Genomic DNA, 19,923 nt, shown 5'->3' with positions numbered 1-19,923 from the left:
TGGTAGTGAAAGGGAGTTATTCCAAGCCGATGCCGCTGGCATCCTCGACGTCTCGGAAATCGCAGTGTGCCTCAGCTGTACGCCTTAGATGGTTGCTATGTGGTTGCAACCGGCTCTCAAAGCATGCACGACAAATCTTCGCCTGCCATAACGCTCTGATATTTATAAGTAAATTGGCGCACCCGACAGGATTCGAACCTGTGACCTCTGCCTTCGGAGGGCAGCACTCTATCCAGCTGAGCTACGGGTGCGCTGCCGGAGAACCGGAAGCAAATGTCGACTGGCGTGAAACCTCGCCGACGCAGCGCTTCTTAGCCTATGGAGACGCGTTCAGCAACCGAGGAAACGGCGACGATCGCGGAATTGGGCATGGGCTGGATTGCCGGCTTTCGACCAGTGGCCGTCGGCCGCGCTTCGGTCGAGCCGATCAGTACTGCCCGATCGCCGCGGGCGGCGTCGGACCGGGCGCGCCGGCATGGCTCGTCGCGACGACGTCTTGCGCCACCGGAGGCGGCATTCCCGCCGGCGCCGGCCGCGAGATACGTGCCGGCGCGGCCGCCGCCACGGTGCGCGGGAAATAGGCCTCGATCAGTTCCTCGACATGCGCGTTGCGGCTTTTCGCGGTCTCGCCGCCCATCACCACCACGACGAGGCCGCGACCGCCGCGACGAACGGAGGTGGCGACGTTGTAGCCCGAGGCGCGGATATAGCCGGTCTTGAGGCCGTCGACGCCGGCGACGCCGCCGATCAGGTCGTTATGGCCGCGAATGACCTTGCCCGCATAGGTGAAGGAGCGGTCGGAGAAATAATGATAGTGGTGCGGGTAGCGCTTGCGCAGCGCCACCGAAAGCGCGGCCATGTCGCGCGCGGTCGTGCGCTGCTCGAGATCGGGCAGACCGGAGGCGTTGCGGAAGACGGTCGAGCGCATGCCGAGCTGACGCGCCCGCGATGTCATCACCGCCGCGAACTGCTCCTCGGAACCGGCGAGGAACTCCGCCACCGCCACCGCCACGTCGTTCGCCGACTTCGTCGCCAGGCAGCGGATCGCGGTCTCGACGTCGATCGTCTGGCCCGCCTTCAGCCCCATTCTCGACGGCGGGCGCGAGGCCGCATTGGCGGACACCGGTATCGGCGTGGCGAGGCTGATCTTGCCGGCGTCGAGCGCCTCGAACAGGAGATAGAGCGTCATCATCTTCGCCAGCGAGGCCGGATAGCGCGGCTCGTCCGCGGCGCGCGCGAAGAGGACCTTGCCGTTGCCGGCATCGACCACGATGGCCGCGTATTTCTCCGAGACGAGCGGGGTCACGGCGGAGGATTCCAGCACCGACGAAGTGGTGCAGCCGCTCGCCGCAAGCAGCGTCGCCAAAACGATTGCGGCAAAGCGGGGAAGCCTTATCGTGACCGGAGAGGCGGGCAAGGGCGGACCTTTGAAAAACATGATCGAATACGTTCAGAGTTGTCGGATCATGCCTGACGGCAGGATTCGTCGCAATCCCGCGGGCAGCCCAGGGGCGGAAAAGCAGGGGACTTTTCACAATGAACACGCATGAATTCGCCGCCGCCGGCATCTCGGTGACGGTTGACCTCTCGGTCGGCCATATCGCGCGCCTTTCGATCGAGCACGGCGGCAGGACGCTCGTGCCGCTGCATCGCGCGCCCTGGGCGGACGAGAGCGACGCGGACCTGCCGGAGGGGCCGGCGCCGAACGTCGCCCGGCTTTCCGGCGACTTCTTCTGCGCGCCCTTCTCGCGCAACGATGTCGAGGCGGCGCCGACCCATGGCTGGAGCGCCAACGGCGCCTGGGAGCCGGTTGAGAGCGCGGCGGTCGAAGGCGGCTGGCGCGCCCGCTTCCGGCTCGAGCGGCCGGTCATGGGCGCCGTGCTCGAAAAGACGATGACGCTGCGCGACGGCCATCCCTTCCTCTACCAGGAACACCGCTTCCATGGCGGCGGCGGCGAGGTGCCGGTCGCGCACCACACGATGGTAAGGATGGAGGAGGGCGGAACGCTCGCCTTCTCGCCGAAGAAATGCGCGCTGACGCCGGAAACCGCGCTGGAGGCCGATCCGGCGCGGGGCCGCTCGCTGCTCGCCTATCCGGCGCGTTCGGAACGTCTCGAACGCGTGGCGATGGCCGGCGGCGGTTTCGCCGATCTCGGGCGCTACCCGATCGGCGAGGCGCATGAGGATTTCGTCACCCTGGTGGAGGCCGCTGACGCCGGCATCGGCTTCGCCGCCTGCGCGCGCCATGCCGAGGCCGATCTCGTCCTGGTGCTGAAGAGGCCGGCCGAGCTTCCCGTCACGATGCTCTGGTATTCGAATGGCGGGCGCCGCTACGCGCCGTGGAACGGCCGCCATGTCGGCGTGCTCGGCATCGAGGACGGATGCAGCGCCGTCGGCCATCGTGCCTCGATCGGCGACAATCCGGTGAGGCGCGAGGGCGTCGCGACCGCCTTGAGGCTCGTGCCGGACGGCAGCGTCGCGGTGCGGCAGGTGATCGGCGCGACCGCTCCCGACAAAAGGAAGCCGCCGGTGAGCATCGTGCCCGCCGGCGGCTGCCTGATCTTGACGTTCGAGGACGGTCACCGCGAGGCTCTGCCTTTCGACGATGAATTCCTCGCATAGGCATCACGGCGCGGCGGGAGACGCCGCGCCGGGCGGGATCACTTGTCGACGCCGCCCCAGATCGCCTCGGCGGTGCGCACCACCAGGTCGAGCTTGCGCTTCTGGTCGTCCTCGGTGATCTTGTTGCCTTCCTCGGTGGAGGCGAAGCCGCATTGCGGGGCGATGCCGAGCTGGCCGATATCGGCGAATTCCGACGCCGCGTCGAACTTGCGCTTGAGATCGTCGAGATCTTCCAGCTCGCCGGTCTTGGTGGTGATGAAGCCGGGCAGCACGCGCTTGTTGCCCTTCGGCAGAAGCCGCAGCGGCTCCAGTCCGCCGGCGCGCTCGGTGTCGTATTCCATGAAATAGATGTCGACGCCGGTCTTGTTGAAGATCGCGTCGGCGGCCGGGTCGTAGGCGCCCTCGGCGGCATGCGTGGAGGCGAAATTGCCGCGGCACATATGCATGCCGATGACCATGTCGTCGGGCCGGTCCTTGATCGCCTCGTGCATCATCCAGGCGTAGCGGTCGATCAGCCAGTCCGGATCCTGCCCCTCGGCCGCGCGGGCGGCACGGTGCTTGGGGTCGCAGAGATAGGCGAAGAAGATGTCGTCCATCTGCAGATAGCGGCAGCCGGCGTCGTAGAACGCCTTCACCGCCTTGGCGTAGGTCTTGGCGAGGTCGGCGAACAGCGCCTCCGGATGCTGGTATTCCTTCGGGTGGATGTCGGCCTTGGCGGTGCGGAAATGGCAGCAGCTCGGCCCGGGGATCGAGATCTTCGGCGTGACGTTGGTCACCGAGGCGACGAACTTGTAGTGCTCGAGCATCGGATGGTCTTCCGGGAAGTCGAGCTTGCCCTTGATGGTCGGGAAGATCGGGCGCAGCTTGACGCCGTGGAACTGCACGCCCTCGTCGCGCTCCTCGAGCTCGAAGCCGGTCAGCTCGCCCATGAAGTCGTAGTGCCAGAAGGAGCGGCGGATCTCGCCGTCGGTCACCGCCAGCAGGCCGGCATCCTGCTGCAGCTTGACCGCGTCGCGGATCGCGGCGTCCTCGGCGGCTGCCAGCTCCTCCGCGCCGATCGTCTTGTCGTCATAAAAGCGCTTGCGTGCTTCCTTGACTGCGGCCGGGCGCAACAGGCTGCCGACATGGTCTGCGCGGTAGGGAGGCTTTGCGACGGGCGCGCTGGTCATGAATTCGTTCTCCGAAGTTTCACATGTTCACGAATTAGCCGGGGCTAGCATGTCGGTCCGGAAAATGCCAATTCGCAAGGCTCCGGCGGCTGGTCCGGCCGTCGCTTTTGCTGGCATTGGCTCAATTGGAACGCCATGATGAAAACCCGACGGCCGCTTTCTCTAGCGAAAGTACTGCTCTATAACAATCAACCGTCTTGGGAGGAACAACAATGAAACTGAAATCTCTTTTTCTGGCCACCGTCGCGCTTGGGGCGACCGTGGTCTCGGCCCACGCGCAGGAGATCACGCTGCGCCTGCATCAGTTCCTGCCGCCGCAGGCCACCATCCCGGCCAACGCCATCAAGCCGTGGGCTGAAAAGGTGCAGTCCGAATCGGGTGGGCAGATCAAGATCGAGCAGTATGACGCGATGTCGCTCGGCGGCACGCCGCCGCAGCTCGTCGACCAGCTCGTCGACGGGGTGGTCGATATCGTCTGGACGGTGATCGGCTACACGCCCGGCCGCTTCCCCACCACGGAGGCGTTCGAGCTGCCGTTCATGGTGACGACCGGCGAGGCCACCTCCAAGGCCTTCCACGAATATTGCGAGAAGCACTGCGCGGACGAGTTCACCGGCATCAAGGTGATCGCCTGGCACGGCCACGGGCCCGGCCTCATCCATTCCAAGCGGCCGGTGGAAAAGCTCGAGGACATGAAGGGGCTGAAGATCCGCGGCGGGTCGCGCGTCATCAACGAGATGCTGGAGGCGCTCGGCGCGACGCCGGTCGGCATGCCGGTCCCCGCCGTCACGGAGGCGCTGTCGAAGGGCGTCATCGACGCGACGACCATCCCGTGGGAGGTCACGCCGTCCTTGAAGGTCAGCGAGCTCGTCGGCAACCACACCGGCTTTTCCGGCGGCCACGGGCTCTACACGCAGACCTTCCTGTTCGGCATGAACCAGGCGTCCTACGACAGGCTGCCCGACAACCTGAAGGCCGTGATCGACGCCAATTCCGGCATAGAGACGGCCGCCATGTTCGGCCGCACGATGGACGCCGGCGACAAGGTCGGCCTCAAGATCGCCGAGGACCGCGACAACAAGATCGTCACCCTCGACGAGGCCGAAACCAAGCGCTGGCACGACACCGCCGCGCCGCTGATCGATGCCTGGGTCGAGGAAATGTCGGCCAAGGGGCTGGACGCCGCCGCTCTCGTCGAGGATGCGCAGGCGCTGATCGACAAGCATACCGGCATGTAGCCCCACCGGCAGGAATGTCTGAAACCGGCCGCGGGACGTCTCGCGGCCGGTTTTTCATTGCCGCCCGTTCCCGCCGCGATCGATCCCGGCCGGAAACTCTCCGGCTACCGGCGCGCGGAAAAATTCTGTATGTAGGGGCTGCGTCGGACGAGGAGGAAAGCGGGCGTGAAGCGATCGGCCATCAATTCGATATTGGCGGAAAGCGATGCGATGATCCGCTCGCACGGCTATATCCTGCCTCCCTTCGCCTATCTGGCGCCGAGCGAGATGAAGGCGCGCAGGCAGGAGCTCGCCGGCGTGATCGACAGCCGGCTGGGCTGGGACATAACCGACTACGGCAAGGGCGAGTTCGATTGCAGGGGCCTGTTCCTCTTCACCGTGCGCAACGGCAGCGCCGCCGATCTCGCGCGCGGCCGCGGCATGCTCTACGCCGAAAAGATCATGATCTCGCGGCGCGACCAGCTCGCCCCCATGCACCGCCACGAGGTCAAGGCCGAGGACATCATCAATCGCGGCGGCGGCACGCTGGCGCTCAAGCTTTTCATGTCGGCGCCCGACGGCTCGATCGACGGGAAGGCGCGGGTAGGGGTGCCGGTCGACGGCGTGCCACGCACGCTCGACGCGGGCGGCATATTGAGGCTTGCGCCGGGCGAGAGCGTGACGCTGCTGCCGGGCGTCTGGCATGCCTTCTGGGCGGAGGGCAAGGACGTGCTGATCGGGGAGGTCTCGACCGTCAACGACGACGAGACCGACAACTATTTCGCCGAGCCGATCAGCCGTTTTTCCGATGTCGAGGAAGACGAGGAGCCGAACCATCTCCTCGTCTCGGATTATGCCCGCTGGCTCGGTTGAGGCGGCACAAGACAGGAGAGCGCCATGTCGGAAATCGCGCATCTCGCGGCCACGCTCTTTCGAATGGCATCCGGCCGTGACCGGGTGGTCGTGGCGATCGCCGGCCCGCCCGGTGCGGGCAAGTCGACCTTCGCCGAGGCCCTGCTGGCCTTGCTGCCGGAAAATTCAGCTGCCATCGTGCCGATGGACGGCTTCCACTACGACAATGCCGTTCTCGAGACGCGCGGCCTGCGCGCGCGCAAGGGCGCGCCGGAAACATTCGACTTCGAGGGCTTCCGCGCGCTTCTGGAGCGGCTGCGCAAGGGCGGCGGCGAGGTGGCGGTGCCGGTCTTCGACCGCGGAAGCGATCTTGCCCGCGCCGGCGGATCGATCGTCGGCGCCGACACGAAATACATATTGGTCGAGGGCAACTACCTTCTGCTCGACGAAAGTCCCTGGTACGGGCTCGCGCCGCTCTTCGACTATTCCGTCTATCTCGACGTTCCGCGTCCGGAACTCGAGAAGCGCCTGATCCAGCGCTGGCTCGACCACGACCACACGCCGGAAGCCGCGCGCGAACGCGCCATGTCGAACGACATCCCCAATGCGGAACGGGTCATCGCCAGGCGGCGCTCGGTCGACATCGTCATCAGGCCGCCGGGCTGACGGCGGTTCAGGCGGTCTTTCTCCTGTCGAGGCGCAGCCCGCCGAACTCCACGATGAAATCGACGATCTCCTGAAGGCCGCGCCCGCGCGACAGGTCGGTGAAGCCGAAGGGCTTGCCCTTGCGCATGCGGCCCGCATCGGCCTCCATCACGTCGAGATTGACGTTCACATGGGGCGCGAGGTCGGATTTGTTGATGACGAGGAAATCGGAGCGCGTGATGCCCGGGCCACCCTTGCGGGGAATTTCCTCGCCCTGGCAGACCGAGATCACGTAGAGCGTCAGGTCGGCGAGGTCGGGCGAGAAGGTGGCGGCCAGATTGTCGCCGCCCGATTCGATGAAGACGATGTCGAGGTCGGAAAACTTGCGGTTCATCTCGGCGATCGCCTGGAGGTTGATCGAGGCGTCCTCGCGGATCGCCGTGTGCGGGCAGCCGCCCGTCTCCACGCCCATGATGCGCTCTTCCGGCAGCGCCTGCAGCCGGGCGAGCATCAGCGCGTCTTCCTTGGTGTAGATGTCGTTGGTGACGACCGCGATCGAGAATTCGTCGCGCATCGCCTTGCAGAGCTTTTCGGTGAGCGTCGTCTTGCCGGAGCCGACGGGTCCGCCGATGCCGATGCGCAGGGGTCCGTTGTTGGTCATGATCGAAACAGCCTCGAATATTGTTCTTCGTGTCTCATCGCCGCGATCTCGGAGGCGAGCGTCGCCGAGCCGAGCTCGTCGAGCGTGGAACGCGCCGCGCGCGTGGCGGTGGCGAGTATTTCCGGCTCTAGCCGCGCCAGCAGGGCGACGGCCTCGGTCTGGCCGATCACGCCGAGCCTGATGGCAGCCTGCGCCAGATTGGCCGAGAACGCCTGCAGGAAGGCGGCGAGCGCGTCCTCCAGCGCGATCGCGTGCGCGCCGGCGGTCGCGCCGACCGCGACGCAGTAGGGGCATTCCTCGCCTAGGGACGCAATCGCGCTTGCCGGCCATGTCGCTGCCGCCTTGAGGAAGGCTGTGCCCTGCAGCATCGCCTCCATGTGCCGTTCCTTCGAGCCGGCGAGCGCTTCGGCCAGTTCGGCGACCTCTCGCGGGGCCTCGCCCGCCTTCGCCCGCCGCCAGCTTTCGGCGAACAGGACCGCGTCGTTCCAGGCCGAGCCGTGGCCGAGCAACGCCGCGATCCATTCCGCGAGGCCGTCGGCATCCTCGATCAGGCCGTCATGCACCGCGCGCTCGAGCCCGTGGCTGTAGCTGAACGAGCCCACCGGAAAGGCGGGCGACAGCCAGGCCATCAGTCGGACGAGCGCGAGGCCGGAGCTGTCAGTCATGGTGGTGGTGATGATGCCCGTGTTCGTGCCCATGATCATGATCATGATGGTGATGATCGTGGCCGTGCGAATGACCGTGGCCCGAATAGGCGCCGCGCACCGGCTCGAACGATCCGACGATCTCGCGGACCGTTGCGCCGAGCCCTTCCAGCATCGCCTTGATGACATGGTCGCGCAGGATGAGGATGCGATCCTCGTCGATCTGGGCGGCGAGATGCCGGTTGCCGATGTGCCAGCAGAGCCGGGCGAGGTGCAGGCGGTCGCGCGCCGCGATCTCGTAGAGCTCCTCCTCGGCCGCCGCTATCGCGGCATTGCGCCCGTCTTCGAGCATCAGCCTGTCGCCGGTCCCGAGGTGAACCGGCTCGGCAAGGTCGATGAACACTCGTTCGCCGCCTTTCAGCTCGATCACCTTGCGCCGCAGATGGCGTTCGTCATGCGGCAGGATCGCCGTGTCGAAAGGCTCGGCGAGGCCGGCCGTCTTCTCCGCCTCCACGATCGAGGTGACACGGGAGAACTTGGTGAAATCCCGGTTGATGCTCAGTTTCAAGCTGCTGCGTCCTTCTGTCTGGCGCGAGCGCGGAGCGCGCCGGCAGGCGATCTTAGCCGCCGCCGGCGGATTTTCACAAGCGGACGGTTAGGTCAGGATTGTGCGGCGCCGGCGAAGGCCTCGTCGTAAGCCTCGACCGCGAGCCTTGCTCGCGCGCGCACCGTTGCCGCGTCGTCGCCCGGCTTGTAGAGGCTGGAGCCCAGGCCGAAGGTCCGCACGCCGATCCTGGCGAAGTCGGCGAAGCTTGTCTCAGAGACGCCGCCGACCGCCCCGAGCACGGTGTCGCCGGGCAGGATCGCCTTAATCGCCGAAATGCCGGACGCGCCGAGCGCGCTCGCCGGGAAGAATTTCAGCGCCGAAGCGCCCGAGCGCAGCGCCAGCAGCGCCTCCGTGGGAGTGAACACGCCGGGCAGCGAGACCATGCCGCGCGCGCCGGCCATGGCGATCACCTCGGGGTCGACATTGGGGCTGACCATCAGCCTGCCACCGGCATCGGCGACGCGGGCGCAGTCCTGCGCCGAGAGCACGGTGCCGGCGCCGATCAGACCGTCGTCGCCGAAAGCCTTGGCGATGATCTCGATCGAGCGGAACGGCTCCGGCGAGTTCAGCGGCACCTCGATGGCTTCGAACCGCTCTTCCATGAGCACGCCGACGATCGCTTCCACCTCGGCGGGCTTCACGCCGCGCAGGATGGCGACGAGGTCGCGCTTGAAGGACGGCCATGCAATGGTTTTGCTCATCTTCATTTCCTTGTCCATAGCCTGGCGGCCGCCTTCGCCAGCCCGTTTCGCACCGATTCCTCGGCGTCGGCGACATCGACCGCATAGCCGGCGTCGGCCAGCACCGTTTCATAAAGCTTCCCGAGTGCTCCGGAGCCCACCAGCACGATTTTGCCGGGCACGCCGAAGAGCGACTTCGCCGCGGCGATCTCGGCGCCGATCAGAAGACCCGAGAGATGCGCGGCGCCCTGTTCCCGCGACTCGAAGCCGAGCAGCTGTCCCGCCCGGATCGCGAACAGCGAGGCGAACGCGGCCGCCCCATCGTCGCGCACGGAGGCGACGGCGGCACGGAAGGCTGGATCGTCGGCGGCGGGCGCGCCGCCCGCCTCGAGCGCATGCACGAGGATCGAATGCTTGCTGATGACGGAGAAGAGCTCGCCGGTCATGAAGGTGGCGAAGCCGGTCACGTCGCCGTCGTCGATCGAGACCCATTTGCAATGGGTGCCCGGCATGCAGACGAGGCCGGAAAAGCCGTCGGCGATCGAGCCGAGAAGCTGCGTCTCCTCGCCGCGCATGACGTTGGGAGCGTCCGCCGAAACCTGCGCGATGCCGGGGAGGATGCGGATGTCGCGTCCTTCGGCTGGAACGGCGATGGCGCGCTCGTGCAGCTCGCTCAAATGCGTCGGCGTCGGCGCATAGGGCGCCTCGATCCAGCCTTGCCTGGCGCCCGCCATGCCGCAGATCAGAACCGGCAGGTCGTCATTCGCGCCGGCATTTCGCAGGTGCTTGTCGAGGACCGGCTGAAAACCGTGGACGTTGCAGTGGAGCATGCCCTCGTCGCCGCGGCTTGCCGCGAGCGGCGTCCCGTCGGCGGCCATCACCCACAGCCGGAAACTGCTGGTGCCCCAGTCCACGCCGACGAAAGACGCCTTCGTCTGATCAACCATGCCGCGGTTCACTTCCTTCGCGCCCACCCGAGCTTTCATTTGCCGTAGCCGTCTTGGCCGACAGTTTCAAGGAAGGAGAGGCGGTCATGGGTGCGGCCCGTTTCGCTCCGCCGGCTGTCTTCGCGGTTTCCTTGCCGGCTGACTGATTTGCGCCGCAATCTCTACTTAGTCGGTGAACTGGGGTGGCACGCTACTGCGCGAATCCCGGTTCGCGCCGGGGTTGGCGGGTTGTCGTTGGGATTTTTTGGGCGATCGCCGAATCAGTCCTCACGACAGGGACCCGCCGAACGAGCAGTGATAGATACAGGTCGAATCCTTGTCACCGGCGCCACCGGTTTCGTCGGAAAGCACGTGGTCGGCTTGTTGCTGGCCTCGCGTCGCGAGCTGCGGCTTGCGGTTCGCTCGATCGAGGCTTGCCCGGCGCCCTGGCGGGACGACGGGCGGATCGAAATCGTCGAGACCGGCGACATCGAGACGTCGCCGCATCTCGACCAGGCGCTCCAAGGCGTTTCCGCGGTCGTTCATCTTGCCGGACTGGCGCATGTCCACGACGCCGGGGATGTCAACGGGGACGATCCGTTCCTGCGCGCCAATGCGCTCGCCACGGAAAGGCTCGTCCAGGCGGCTGTTCGTGGACGCGTCGACACCTTTATCAACCTCAGCAGTCTGGCGGCGGTGACCGGCAACGCGTCCTCCGATGTGATCGACGACGCGACACGGGGTGAGCCCACCACGAATTACGGCCGGTCGAAGCGCCTGGCGGAGGAGCATGTGGTGGCCATGGCGGGGGAGGGCATGTTCGCCGTCTCGCTTCGTCCGCCGCTGATCGTCGGCGCGGAGGCGAAGGGCAACTGGGCTTCCCTGCAGCGTCTTGCCGCGACCGGGCTGCCGCTGCCCTTCGCGAGCGTCGACAACAGGCGTTCGATGATCGGCGTGGACACCGTCGCTGAGGCGGTCGCCCATCTCTGCTCCGGCCGCTTCCCGCCTGAGGCCGCGGGGAACTACTGCATCGCCGACCCCGAAAGCCTTTCGCTCTCGGAAATCGTGACGGAGTTGCGCGCCGGCATGGGAATGCCGCCGCACCTCGTTCCGTTCCCGACATCGATCCTTCACGGAGTGGCCGAGCTCGTGGATCGGCATCACCGTGCCGACGGGCTGCTCGGAAATCTGGTGGTGGATGCCACCCGCTTTCACGAGACTTTCGATGTCCGGCCGAGACCGGCCCTGCGCGAGGCGATCCGCAAGTCCGGCATGCTCTATGGCGGTAGCCGGCCCGCTTCGGTCGCGGACGCTGCGACTTGACCCGCCTGTTCGACATTGCCACGGCATCGCCCCACTTATCGGTGAAAGCGCGACCCCTGCTGCCGGTTGACATTAGCCGCGCACGCGAAATTCTCTTGCGACGGATCAACAGGGACTGAAACATGCATATTTGGTTCGTCCGCGATTCCGAGCCGCTTCCGATCGACGCCGGAGACAGACGCCTCCTGCGCGGCGGCATGCTGTGCAAGGCGCTTGCCGAACGTGGCCACGACGTCTGCTGGATCACGTCCAGCTTTGATCACTACGGCAGAAGGCAGCGGACGCGCCGCAACGAGACGCACCACGTGACGGATCGCTACCGGATAGAGCTGCTGAGGGCGCCGGGCTACAAGCGCAACACCAGCCCGCTCAGGGTCTGGCACAACCGCCGCTTCGCCCGCGCCTTCCTGGATTTTGCCGAGCGGGCCGAGACGCGTCCCGATGTCATCGTCACCGACGTGCCGACGCCGGAGGCCGCCGCCGCGGCGATCGGCGTGGCGCGCAGGTGGAACATTCCGACGCTGCTGTCCGTGCGTGACCTGTGGCCCGATTTCTTCGCCGATTTCCTGCCCTGGCTGCCGAAGCCCGGGCTGCGCCTGGCGGTCGCTCCGCTGGAGGAGCAGGTCGCCTTTGCCTGCCGGAACGCCACCGCGATCGTCGGCATCTCTCCGCAATATCTCGAATGGGGCCTCGCCAAGGGCGGCCGCGAGCGAAGCGAGCTCGACGCCGTCGTTCCGCTGGGCTACGCGCTGCCTCCGCCGCCTTCCGCGACCGAGACGCAGGAGGAGCTGGCGCGGCTGCGCGCGATGGGGATCGACACGGACAAGCGGATCGTCAGCTTCGTCGGCACCTGGGGCTCGACCTACGATATCGATCTCGTCATCCAGACCGCCGCCCTGTTCAAGGATAGGAGCGACGTGCAGTTCGTGCTCGCCGGAGACGGCGACGAGAGCGGAAGGATGCAACGGCCGATCGAGGGGCTTGCGAACGTCGTCGCGCCCGGTTGGCTGAACGCGCGCCAGGTCGCCGTTCTCCTGGAAAGAAGCGCCATCGGCCTGATGCCCTATCGCGAGGGCGCGCCGCAGGGCCTGCCGAACAAGATATTCGAGTACATGGCCTATGGGGTCTATCAGATATCGACGCTGAACGGGGAAGCCTCGGCTCTGCTCGACGAGCTCGAGGCGGGTCTCACCGTTCCCGGCGGCAATCCGCAAGCCCTGGCCGCTGCGATCTCTCAGGGGCTTGAACGCAGCGGGCTGGTCGGCGAGCGCGAACGCATCCGCCATGAATTCCTCCGACGCTACGGCGCCGACGCGATCTACGCGGAATTGTCCGAGCGGATCGAGCGCCTGAACGGCGGCCGCGAAGGCTGACCGGGGGCGAAAATCCCGCATTCGCGACATCAGAATGGATTTCCCGCCATGACATCACAAAGCCACGCCGTTACGGCGAAACGGCCAAGCAGGTTGCGGTTGCTCGCAAGGCGCTATAAGCCAGCCAGATCAATCGAGACGATCCGTTCCAGTTCACTCCGGCAAACATCCATGACCCTTTGGCAAAGCATCAGGCCGTATCTTTCCGGTCTCGTCCGCTTCTTCCACATCAGCTACATCGAGGCGAAATCCGAACATCGGGGCACGCATCTCGGTATCTTCTGGATACCGCTTTCCTCGTTGCTGTTCGCAGCCATGCTGGCGCTCGTGTTTCATCACGCCGACTCCATGTCGGTGCTGGAATTCTTCTTCTACGTGTTCGCCGGCTACATCTTCTGGAATTTCATCGCGGATTCCATCACCGGCAGCACCGACGTCATCCAGGGCCGCTTCGAGTTCGCCATCCACAACAATCTGTCATTGGCAGGACTGTTCGGAAAGCTGCTGATCGATCGCCTCTTCGCCTATCTTCTCAATCTGGCGGTTCTGGTGATCCTCATCGCGATCCTCAGCCCATGGAAGCTCGGTGTCGGTCTGCTGCTGTTCTTCCCCTTCATCGCGCTAACCGTGGTCACGTCGCTCGGGACGGCCTACCTCGTCAACATGATGACGATCTTCTTTCCCGACCTGAAGGCGCTGATCGCCGTCGGCACGCGTTTCATGTTTTTCGCCTCGCCGGTCTTCTGGAGCGCGGCGGAAGGCGGCGGCGGCGTGCGCGGCTTTCTCGTGAAGTACAACCCCGCCGCCTATTTTCTTTCGCTTCCGCGCCAGGTCTTCGGCATCGAGCCGATCGATGCGAAAGCCTGGCTTGTCGCGGCCATCGTCTCGGCGGTGGTGTGCCTTGTGGGCTATCTCGCCTATCATCAGTCACAGGGCTTCGTAAGGAATCTGAAATAGCCATGGCCAGAATCCATATCGAAAACGCCAGCGTAAGCTATTTTCTGCGCAACAAGGGCGATGCTTCGAAGACCGCAGAGCGCGGCGCGGTTGGCGCGCAGATCGTTGTCGGGCGGCGCTATCTCGAGATAACCGCCCTTCGCGACATCTCGCTGTCGCTCAAGGATGGCGACCGGGTCGGGCTCGTCGGCATGAACGGGTCCGGCAAGTCGACGCTGCTGAAGCTGTGCGCCAAGGCGCTTGCCGCCCAATCCGGCAAGGTGGAGATCGAGGGTGTTGTCAGCCCGCAATTCGCCCTGGGCTCGGGACTGAGGCCGACCCTGTCCGGCAGGCAGAACACCGAGCTCAAATGCCTCTATCTCGGCGTTCCGCAAAGCCTCATCGCCGAACGGGTGGAAGAGGTGAAGGGGCTCAGCAAGCTGGGCGGCTATTTCGAGCTGCCCATGAACGCCTATTCCGCGGGCATGAGGTCGCGGCTGGTCATGAGCCTCCTCAGGCTCGTCCGTGGCGAGATCCTGATCATGGACGAGTGGATCGGCGCGGCCGATCCTTCGGTCAGCGGAACGATCAACGAACTCCAGTCGCAATTGATCGAAAGAAGCCAGATTCTCCTGCTTGCCAGCCATTCGAAGCGCGTGCTTGCGGATTGGGTCGACACGCTGGTCTGGGTTGACCGGGGCGAGATACGCGCTCACGGAAAGTTCGATGAGGTTTACAAGGACTACGAGACCTGGCTGCAAAGCAGGAAGCAGTAGGACCGAACGGCGAAACGGCAGCGCGAGCTTTGAGGTTGGAACATCCGAAATCCGGCATGGCCCCGCGAAGGAAAAGAGTATCGCTGGTAATCCGGCTTCTGGCGGGCCGCAGCGGCGGCGCCGAAAGGCTCTATTGCGAACTGGCCAATTTCCTCTCCGAGAGCGGCTATGAGGTAGACTGCCTCTTCCACGACGAAGCCGACGGCGCCCCGTTCTATCCGATAAATCCGGGCATAGAGCTCAGGAACCTCCATGTCCGCGGGAAGCGAACCCCGAAATACCGCCTCGGCCGGGTAACGAGAAAGCTCTACTCCCTGATGAACAGCGGCCCGCTCGCGCCGCTGGTCAACGAGCGCACCTGGAACATGCTCAACGGAAATTTCGTTCGGCGGCTCCGGGAGCATTTCCTGGCCAACGAAACCGACCTCGCGATCAGCTTCCTGCCCTCGGCGAACACGGTGACGCTGGTGGCGGCGGATGGAACGGGTACGAAGGTGGTGCCGACCAACCACAACGTTCCCAGGGAAGACTACACCTCGCCATTGCGCTGGGATCCCAATCCTTACGACCGGAAATTGCGGCTGAGCGCCCTGCGGGGCGCTGCGGCCGTGCATGTGCTCTTTCCGCGCTTCGGCGACTGGTTCCCCGAGGACATCCGCAGGAAGATCGTGGCGATTCCCAACTATGTCTCGAAGGACATACGCGAGGCCCGTCCGGCCGCCCGGCGGGAGAAGCTGATCCTGGCGGTCGGACGCCTCGCTCCCGTCAAGAACTACCTGACGCTCGTCGACGCGTGGAGCATGCTCGCCGACAGCCATCCGGACTGGAAAGTGATCCTGTACGGGGTCGGGCCGCAAGGACGGGAGCTCGAGGCGAAGGTACGGCAATTGCATCTCGAGGCTTCGTTCCTGATGCCGGGGCACCGTTCGGACATGGCGTCGGAATATGCGAGGGCGTCGATCTTCTGCCACCCCGCGCTCTTCGAAGGCTTCGGCCTGTCGGTTGCAGAAGCGCTGGCGCTGGAAATGCCCGTCGTCGCCTTTTCCGATTGCAGCGGCGTGAACGAGTTCGTGAGGGACGGCTGCAACGGGCTGATGGTGGAAAGGGAAGGCGGCGCGCCGGCCCTGGCGCGGGCGCTGGAGCGCCTCATCGCCGACGAAGAGCTTCGAGCAAGTCTCGGGGGAAACGGCCCCGCCAGCATCGCCGGCTTCACCGAGGAAGCCTACCGGACGAGATGGCTCGAGACCATCGAGCGCGTGACCGCCTGACGCCCTTCGAAACGGCTAGGCGGAATCAGATATGCAGCGCGTGCCCGAGCGCCTTGAGGGCCGCTTCCTGGAAAGCCTCGCTCTGGGTCGGATGCGCGTGTATCGAGCCGGCGATGTCCTCCAGCCGCGAGCCCATCTCGATCGCCAGGCCGAAGGCGGCCGACAGTTCCGAAACGCCCTTGCCGACCGCCTGGATGCCGAGCACGACATTGTTGTCGGCGCGGGCGACGACGCGCACGAAGCCTTCTTCTCCGGCGAGCGTCATGGCGCGGCCGTTCGCGGTGAAGGGAAACTGCCCGATCCGTGTCTCCCGGCCGGTCTTCTTCGCCTCCTCCGGGCTCAGTCCGGCCATCACGATCTCCGGGTCGGTGAAGCAGACGGCGGGAATGCTGCGCTTGTCCCAGTTGCGGCGATGGCCGGCGACGATCTCCGCCACCATCTCGCCCTGCGCCATGGCGCGGTGCGCCAGCATCGGTTCGCCGGTCACGTCGCCGATGGCGAAGACGCCGCGCATCGAGGTCCGGCATTGGTCGTCGATGCGGATGAAGAGGCCGTCCTTGTCGAGGTCGAGCTCTTCCAGCCCCCAGCCTTCCATTGCCGGGCGCCGGCCCACGGTGACGAGTATCTTGTCGAAGGCGAGCCGTTCGTCCTTGCCGTCGGAGGTCTCGACCATGAGCGCGTCGCCCTCGCGGGTGAGGCCTCTCGCCTTGGCGCCGACGAGAACCTTGATGCCGAGCGCGTCGAGGCGCTTCGCCACCGGACGAGTCAGCTCGGCGTCATATTGCGGCAGGATGCGCGGCAGGGCTTCCACCACGGTCACCTGCGAGCCGAGCTTGGCATAGGCGGTGCCGAGCTCCAGGCCGATATAGCCGGCGCCGATCACCAGGAGCTTTTTCGGCAATTCCTTGAGCGAGAGCGCCTCGGTGGAGGAGATCACCGCGCCGCCGAACGGCAGGAAGGGCAATTCCATCGGCTTCGCGCCGGTGGCGATCACGATCGTCTCGGCCCTGATCACCTGCAGCCCGGTCTCCGTCTCCACCTCGACCGTCTTGCCGTCGCGGAACCGCGCCCAGCCGGCGACCATCTTCACGCCCGCCTTCTTGAGGAGGCCGGCGACGCCGGTGTTCAGCCGGCCGACGATCCGGTCCTTCCAGGCCACCGTCTTCGCCAGATCGATTGCCTGTTTCTCGACGGTGATGCCGAACGGGTTTTTCCCTGCCGCCATCTCGGCCAGCTTTTCATATTCGTCGGCGGCGTGGATGACGGCCTTCGAGGGTATGCAGCCGATGTTGAGGCAGGTGCCGCCGGCCTTCACCGCTTCCACGATCACCGTATCGACGCCGAGCTGCCCGGCGCGGATCGCGCAGACATAGCCGCCGGGGCCCGCGCCGATCACCAGGAGCTTGCAGGATATTTCCTTCATGGACGGTCTCCTGCATGAAAGGACAGAGGCGCGCGCGAAGCAGCTCCGCTTTCCAAAAACACTCTCATTCCTCTCACCCCTCCACGAAGATCAGCGCCGGCGTCTCCAGCAGCGCCTTGATGCGCTGGACGAAGACCGCCGCGTCCCAGCCGTCGACGACGCGATGGTCGAAGGAGGACGACAGGTTCATCATCTTGCGCGGAATGAACTGGCCGCCGTCCCAGACCGGGCGCACCATCATCTTGTTGACGCCGATGATCGCCACTTCCGGATGGTTGATCACCGGCGTCGTGACGACGCCGCCGAGCGCGCCGAGCGAGGTGATGGTGATCGTCGAGCCGGCAAGCTCCTCGCGGGTCGCTGTTCCGTTTCTCGCCGCTTCCGCGAGCCGGTTCACCTCCGCCGCGCAATCCCATAGATCGCGCGCCTCGGCGTGGCGCGCGACCGGCACCATCAGGCCGGCCGGCGTCTGCGCGGCTATGCCGATATGGATGCCGGCATGGCGATGGATGATCCCGGCCTCGTCGTCGAAGGTCGAATTCATCGCCGGCTGCTCGCCGATCGCCTTGACCATGGCGCGCATGAGGAAGGGCAGGAAGGTGAGCTTGGCGCGGTCGGCGCGCTTTTCCGCGTTCAATTTGCCGCGCAATTCCTCCAGCGCGGTCACGTCGACTTCCTCCACATAGGTGATGTGCGGGATGCGCGACTTCGCCAGCGCCATCTTCTCGGCGATGCGACGGCGCAGGCCGACCACCTTGATCTCCTCCTCGCCGGTCCTGCGCTGCAGCCCGGCCGGCGCCGGCCGGCTGCCGCGCGCGACGAAGACGTCGATGTCCTCATGCGTGATCCTGCCCGCCGGGCCGGTCCCCGGCACCTGGCGCAGGTCTATCCCGGCATCCTTCGCGCGCAGCCGCACGGCCGGCGGAGCGATCGGCTTCTCGCCTTCCGAACGCGGCGCGCCCGCCGTAACAGGCGCCGGCTTTGCCGCGGCCTCCACCGCGCCGGCCGCGGGCTTCGCGGTGGGCGCTTTCGGCTGCGGCCGCTTCGGCGGGGCGGCGACGTCCTCGCCTTCCTCGGCCGTGCCGTCGGCCAGCGGAGCCTCCTTCTCGCCATCGGCCATCGCGGCGCCGGCTTGCGCCTCGCTGGCCGCGCCTTCGCCCTCCACTTCCAGCCTGACGAGCGGCGAGCCCACGGCCACCGTCTCGCCGATCTCCGCACCCAGCCACGAGACCTTTCCGTCGACGGGCGAGGGGATCTCTACCGTCGCCTTGTCGGTCATCACGGCGGCGAGGACGGTGTCCTCGCGCACCAGATCTCCGACATTGACGTGCCATTCGACGAGCTCGGCCTCGGCGACGCCCTCGCCGACATCGGGAAGCTTGATGACGTGCTCACCCATGGCCGAAGCTCCCCGTGGCCGAACGGAAATTGCCTCCGCGTCTGGAGGAGTTCGGGAGACCCATGCGATGCGGGGCATCGACGCCCCCACCACTGACCCCTGCCCACAAGGGGGAGGGGAATCTGCCCGCGCTCGGCCGAGCCGCAGCGGAGGAGGAGGAAGAGCCCGGCGGTCGGAAGTCCCGCTCCCCCTTGTGGGGAGGGGTCAGGGGTGGGGGTGCGTTGCGCCGTCCGTGATCGCTTTCGCGGCAATGGGAAATCCCGTCAAACCCGCCCTGTCGAGGCTTCGTCATCCTCACGCCTCCATGACTTCGAGAAGCGCTTCTCCGACGCGCCTGGGGCCGGGGAAATAGTCCCATTCCTGCGCATGCGGGTAGGGCGTGTCCCAGCCGGTCACGCGGGCGATCGGCGCTTCGAGATGGTAGAAGCAATGTTCCTGCACCAGCGCCGCCAGCTCCGCCCCGAAGCCGGAGGTCAGCGTCGCCTCGTGCACCACCACGCAGCGGCCGGTCTTCTTCACCGAGGCGACGATCGTGTCGAGGTCGAGCGGCAGCAGCGATCTGAGATCGATCACCTCCGCGTCCACTCCCGCCTCCTCCGCGGCCGCCTCGGCCACATAGACCATGGTGCCGTAGGCGAGGATGGTGACGGCGGTGCCTTCGCGTCGTATCTCCGCCTTGCCGAGCGGCACGCTGAAATGGCCTTCCGGTACGTCGCCCAGCTGGTGCTTCGACCAGGGCGTGACCGGCCGGTCGTGATGGCCGTCGAAGGGGCCGTTGTAGAGCCGCTTCGGCTCCAGGAAGATCACCGGATCGGGATCCTCGATCGCGGAGATCAGCAGGCCCTTCGCGTCGAAGGGGTTCGACGGCACCACCACCTTCAGCCCGGAAACATGGGTGAACAGCGCCTCCGGGCTCTGGCTGTGCGTCTGCCCGCCGAAGATGCCGCCGCCGGTCGGCATGCGGATGACGATCGGGCAGGTAAACTGGCCGTTGGAGCGGTAGCGGATGCGCGCCGCCTCCGAGACGATCTGGTCGTAGGCCGGATAGACGTAGTCGGCGAACTGCACCTCGATGCAGGGCTTGAGACCGTAGGCGGCCATGCCGATCGCCGCGCCGACGATGCCGAGCTCCGAGATCGGCGTGTCGAAGCAGCGCGTCTTGCCGTATTTCTGCTGCAGGCCCTGCGTGCAGCGGAACACGCCGCCGAAATAGCCGACATCCTCGCCGAACACGACGACCGTCTCGTCGCGGCCCATGGTTACGTCCATGGCCGAGCGTATCGCCTCGATCATGGTCATGCGCGGCATGGAAAGGCCTCTTTGTCAAAATGCAGGCAAACGCCCCCTCCACCGCCTCCGGCGGTCCCCCTCCCCCGTAAACGGGGGAGGATCCAGGTCGCGG

The 19,923-nt window shown here is 66.0% G+C and carries 19 protein-coding genes and 1 tRNA gene; 9 read left to right on the top strand and 11 right to left on the bottom strand.

Translation table 11 applies throughout. The annotated features are described in order from the left end of the window. Window positions 1-174: 174 nt before the first annotated feature. Window positions 175-251: transfer RNA gene (locus XW59_RS00180), tRNA-Arg, on the bottom strand. A gap of 176 nt (window positions 252-427) precedes the next feature. Beyond that, the gene (locus tag XW59_RS00175; protein WP_082137703.1) at window positions 428-1,438 is read right to left on the bottom strand and encodes a D-alanyl-D-alanine carboxypeptidase family protein; all 1,011 of its coding nucleotides are present in this window, start codon (window positions 1,436-1,438) and stop codon (window positions 428-430) included. Between the two features lie 98 nt (window positions 1,439-1,536). On the opposite strand from XW59_RS00175, the gene XW59_RS00170 reads away from it, so the two are divergent. Further along, complete coding sequence (locus XW59_RS00170; RefSeq protein ID WP_137326950.1) at window positions 1,537-2,622, top strand: hypothetical protein; 1,086 nt, start codon at window positions 1,537-1,539, stop codon at window positions 2,620-2,622. A 38-nt stretch (window positions 2,623-2,660) separates the two neighbouring features. Here XW59_RS00170 and XW59_RS00165 read toward each other — a convergent pair whose 3' ends face one another. Further along, entirely contained in the window at window positions 2,661-3,791 is a 1,131-nt protein-coding gene (locus XW59_RS00165) for a 5-methyltetrahydropteroyltriglutamate--homocysteine S-methyltransferase (protein WP_047147171.1), read from the bottom strand. A 212-nt stretch (window positions 3,792-4,003) separates the two neighbouring features. On the opposite strand from XW59_RS00165, the gene XW59_RS00160 reads away from it, so the two are divergent. From XW59_RS00160 to XW59_RS00150, 3 genes are all read left to right on the top strand, one after another. Further along, window positions 4,004-5,029 (top strand): TRAP transporter substrate-binding protein, encoded by a 1,026-nt coding sequence (locus tag XW59_RS00160; protein WP_047147172.1) that lies wholly within the window; start codon window positions 4,004-4,006, stop codon window positions 5,027-5,029. Between the two features lie 165 nt (window positions 5,030-5,194). Next, window positions 5,195-5,881 carry a D-lyxose/D-mannose family sugar isomerase gene (locus XW59_RS00155; RefSeq protein WP_047147173.1) on the top strand — a complete coding sequence of 229 codons (687 nt, stop codon included), beginning with the start codon at window positions 5,195-5,197 and terminating at the stop codon, window positions 5,879-5,881. Window positions 5,882-5,905: 24 nt separating this feature from the next. Further along, entirely contained in the window at window positions 5,906-6,526 is a 621-nt protein-coding gene (locus tag XW59_RS00150) for a nucleoside triphosphate hydrolase (RefSeq protein WP_047147174.1), read from the top strand. 7 nt (window positions 6,527-6,533) lie between these two features. Here XW59_RS00150 and ureG read toward each other — a convergent pair whose 3' ends face one another. The 5 genes from ureG to XW59_RS00125 all read right to left on the bottom strand — a co-directional run bounded on the left by ureG (window position 6,534) and on the right by XW59_RS00125 (window position 10,044). Next, on the bottom strand, window positions 6,534-7,169 hold the full coding sequence (gene ureG, locus XW59_RS00145) for an urease accessory protein UreG (RefSeq protein WP_136068371.1): 636 nt from the start codon (window positions 7,167-7,169) through the stop codon (window positions 6,534-6,536). Continuing rightward, window positions 7,163-7,864 carry an urease accessory protein UreF gene (locus tag XW59_RS00140; protein ID WP_170990087.1) on the bottom strand — a complete coding sequence of 234 codons (702 nt, stop codon included), beginning with the start codon at window positions 7,862-7,864 and terminating at the stop codon, window positions 7,163-7,165. The genes ureG and XW59_RS00140 overlap by 7 nt, the downstream gene beginning before the upstream one ends. Beyond that, complete coding sequence (ureE, locus tag XW59_RS00135) at window positions 7,824-8,378, bottom strand: urease accessory protein UreE (RefSeq protein ID WP_047147176.1); 555 nt, start codon at window positions 8,376-8,378, stop codon at window positions 7,824-7,826. Before ureE ends, XW59_RS00140 begins: the two co-directional genes overlap by 41 nt. Window positions 8,379-8,470: 92 nt before the next feature. Next, the gene (locus XW59_RS00130; protein ID WP_047147246.1) at window positions 8,471-9,118 is read right to left on the bottom strand and encodes a 2-dehydro-3-deoxy-6-phosphogalactonate aldolase; all 648 of its coding nucleotides are present in this window, start codon (window positions 9,116-9,118) and stop codon (window positions 8,471-8,473) included. A 2-nt stretch (window positions 9,119-9,120) separates the two neighbouring features. Continuing rightward, on the bottom strand, window positions 9,121-10,044 hold the full coding sequence (locus tag XW59_RS00125; RefSeq protein ID WP_052958290.1) for a 2-dehydro-3-deoxygalactonokinase: 924 nt from the start codon (window positions 10,042-10,044) through the stop codon (window positions 9,121-9,123). Between the two features lie 294 nt (window positions 10,045-10,338). Here XW59_RS00125 and XW59_RS00120 point away from each other — a divergent pair, with 294 nt between their 5' ends. The 5 genes from XW59_RS00120 to XW59_RS00100 all read left to right on the top strand — a co-directional run bounded on the left by XW59_RS00120 (window position 10,339) and on the right by XW59_RS00100 (window position 15,699). After that, window positions 10,339-11,346, top strand: a complete 1,008-nt coding sequence (locus XW59_RS00120) for an NAD-dependent epimerase/dehydratase family protein (RefSeq protein WP_170990086.1) — start codon at window positions 10,339-10,341, stop codon at window positions 11,344-11,346. Between the two features lie 122 nt (window positions 11,347-11,468). Then, window positions 11,469-12,719 (top strand): glycosyltransferase family 4 protein, encoded by a 1,251-nt coding sequence (locus XW59_RS00115; protein ID WP_047147178.1) that lies wholly within the window; start codon window positions 11,469-11,471, stop codon window positions 12,717-12,719. Between the two features lie 171 nt (window positions 12,720-12,890). After that, the gene (locus XW59_RS00110; protein ID WP_047147179.1) at window positions 12,891-13,676 is read left to right on the top strand and encodes an ABC transporter permease; all 786 of its coding nucleotides are present in this window, start codon (window positions 12,891-12,893) and stop codon (window positions 13,674-13,676) included. Window positions 13,677-13,678: 2 nt separating this feature from the next. Next, window positions 13,679-14,431 carry an ATP-binding cassette domain-containing protein gene (locus XW59_RS00105; protein WP_047147180.1) on the top strand — a complete coding sequence of 251 codons (753 nt, stop codon included), beginning with the start codon at window positions 13,679-13,681 and terminating at the stop codon, window positions 14,429-14,431. 56 nt (window positions 14,432-14,487) lie between these two features. Beyond that, on the top strand, window positions 14,488-15,699 hold the full coding sequence (locus tag XW59_RS00100) for a glycosyltransferase (protein WP_047147181.1): 1,212 nt from the start codon (window positions 14,488-14,490) through the stop codon (window positions 15,697-15,699). 25 nt (window positions 15,700-15,724) lie between these two features. Here the strand turns inward: XW59_RS00100 and lpdA are convergent, their stop codons facing one another. From lpdA to XW59_RS00085, 3 genes are all read right to left on the bottom strand, one after another. After that, window positions 15,725-17,122, bottom strand: coding sequence for a dihydrolipoyl dehydrogenase (lpdA, locus tag XW59_RS00095; protein ID WP_047147182.1), 1,398 nt, complete (start codon window positions 17,120-17,122; stop codon window positions 15,725-15,727). Between the two features lie 73 nt (window positions 17,123-17,195). Then, window positions 17,196-18,521: a dihydrolipoamide acetyltransferase family protein gene (locus tag XW59_RS00090; protein WP_047147183.1), complete on the bottom strand. Its 1,326-nt coding sequence runs from the start codon at window positions 18,519-18,521 to the stop codon at window positions 17,196-17,198. A 294-nt stretch (window positions 18,522-18,815) separates the two neighbouring features. Further along, on the bottom strand, window positions 18,816-19,829 hold the full coding sequence (locus tag XW59_RS00085; protein ID WP_047147184.1) for an alpha-ketoacid dehydrogenase subunit beta: 1,014 nt from the start codon (window positions 19,827-19,829) through the stop codon (window positions 18,816-18,818). Between the last annotated feature and the right edge of the window lie 94 nt (window positions 19,830-19,923).

Origin of the sequence: Aquamicrobium sp. LC103 (genome assembly GCF_001014615.2) — a bacterium.
Lineage (GTDB): Bacteria > Pseudomonadota > Alphaproteobacteria > Rhizobiales > Rhizobiaceae > LBCQ02.
This window is presented reverse-complemented; position numbering and strand designations above follow the sequence as displayed.